Annotated in this window: 1 protein-coding gene; it reads left to right on the top strand. The window is 38.9% G+C overall.

Features of this window, described 5'->3' with window-relative positions; translation table 11 throughout:
* A partial coding sequence (locus CY0110_RS27505; RefSeq protein WP_008278947.1) for a non-ribosomal peptide synthetase occupies positions 1-2351 on the top strand: 2351 nt, incomplete at both ends.

Below are 2351 nucleotides of genomic sequence, written 5' to 3'. Positions count from 1 at the left end.
GTTTATGACCCTGTTAAGCACCTTTAGTATCCTCTTATCCCGTTACTCAAGACAAGAAGACTTAGCCATCGGTTCACCCATTGCCAACAGAAACCGAGAAGAAATAGAGCCATTAATTGGTTTCTTTGTCAATACCTTAGTAATGAGAGTGAATTTAGAAGAAAATCCAACCGTAGAAGAACTACTTAAACAAGTCAGAAGCACCTGTTTAGAAGCATACTCTCATCAAGATGTTCCCTTCGAGAAATTAGTCGAAGAAATTAAACCCGAAAGGAACATGAGTCATTCTCCTCTATTCCAGGTCATGTTTATCTTACAAAATACAGCCAAGGAGGAATTAAGCTTACCAGAATTAAGTCTATCTCCAGTAGAAATTGATTATGGAATTGCTAAATTTGACTTAACCCTATCCTTAGAAGAAACAGAACAAGGATTAGTAGGAACTTGGGAATATAACACCGATTTATTTGAGAGAGAAACTATTGAGAGGATGGTCAATCACTTCCAAAACTTATTAAAAGGAATAGTAGAAAATCCTCAAGAAAAAGTAGCCAAATTACCTCTATTAACAGAAGGAGAAAAACAGAAAATATTAGTAGAGTGGAACGAGACAGAAGCAGAATATCCCAAAGATAAATGTATCCATCAATTGTTTGAAGAACAAGTAAAAAGGACACCCGATGCCATAGCAGTGGTGTATGAAAACCAGCAATTAACCTATCAAGAACTCAATGAAAAAGCCAATCAATTAGGTCATTATTTGCAGAAACTGGGAGTTAAGCCAGATACATTGGTGGGAATATGTGTAGAGCGTTCTATGGAGATGGTGATAGGGTTATTAGGGATATTAAAAGCAGGCGGAGCTTATGTTCCTATTGACCCCAATTATCCACAAGAACGGATAGCTTATGTTATGCAAGACTCAAACATGGGAGTTCTATTAACGAAGCAACATTTAAAAACTCAATTAAAAGAAGTAAAAATTCCAGTCATTTCTTGGGAACAAGAAGAAGAGAGAATTTTTCAAAATTTTGTTAACAACACTCCCTCATTAGTTAACTCTAAACATCTAGCCTATGTCATCTATACATCAGGTTCAACGGGAAGACCTAAAGGAGTTCAAATAGCTCACCAATCAGTCATTAATTTTTTAAATTCAATGAGCAAAAGACCAGGTTTAACTCAAGAAGATGACTTGTTAGCAGTAACAACCATTTCCTTTGATATTGCCGGTCTAGAGCTATATTTACCCTTAATAATGGGAGGAAAAATTCTGTTAGCTAGTCAAGAAACAGCATCAGATGGAGAAAAACTAATTCAGTTGTTACAAAACTCCGACACAACCATTATGCAAGCAACCCCTGCGACTTGGCGAATGCTTATAGCAGCTAATTGGAAAGGAAAATCGAACCTGAAAATTTTATGTGGAGGAGAGGCTTTACCAGGGTCATTAGCCTATCAACTCCGAGATAAAACTCAAGAGATTTGGAATGTATATGGACCGACTGAAACAACCATCTGGTCATCTACTTATTTGGTCAGACAATTATCTGATACATCAGACTCAAGAGAATCAGCACAACCTATAGGACATCCCATTGATAACACACAAATTTACATACTAGACCCAAACTTACAACCAGTGCCTGTGGGTGTGCCTGGAGAACTACACATAGGAGGAGACGGTTTAGCCAGAGGATATTTAAACCGACCAGACTTAACCGCAGAAAAATTTATCCCCAACCCCTTCGGAACAGGAAAACTCTACAAAACAGGAGACCTCTGCCGTTACCGCCGAGACGGCAACATTGAATACATAGGCAGGATAGACCATCAAGTCAAAATAAGAGGCTTTAGAATCGAACTCGGAGAAATAGAAACTCAACTAAGCAACCATCCTGAGATTAGAGAAAGCGTCGTCATTGCCAGAGAAGATGCTCCAGGAAATAAACAATTAGTCGCCTATTTAGTCTCTGACGAGATGAGTCAAAGTAGTGTGACTCAAACATTAAGAGACTGTCTCAAAGAGCAACTACCAGACTACATGATACCCAGTGCCTTTGTGCTGTTAGAGAAACTTCCTTTAACTCCTAACGGCAAAATTGACAGACGAGCCTTACCCGCACCCGACTCGAATCGAAGAGGACAAGAAAACTACATAGCACCCCAAACCCCAACCCAAGAACTTTTAGCGAACATCTGGCAAACCATTCTCAAAATTGAGAAAATAAGCCTCAAAGACAACTTCTTTGAACTAGGAGGACATTCCCTCTTAGCTACCCAAATCATTTCCAGAGTCAGAGAAACCTTCAGTTTAGACCTACCCATTCGCGCATTATTTGAAAACCCCA

It is taken from the genome of Crocosphaera chwakensis CCY0110 (genome assembly GCF_000169335.1).
In the GTDB taxonomy this organism is placed as follows: Bacteria; Cyanobacteriota; Cyanobacteriia; order Cyanobacteriales; family Microcystaceae; genus Crocosphaera; species Crocosphaera chwakensis.
The sequence above is the reverse complement of the archived record's forward strand: the minus strand, read 5'-3'. Positions and strand labels throughout refer to the sequence as shown.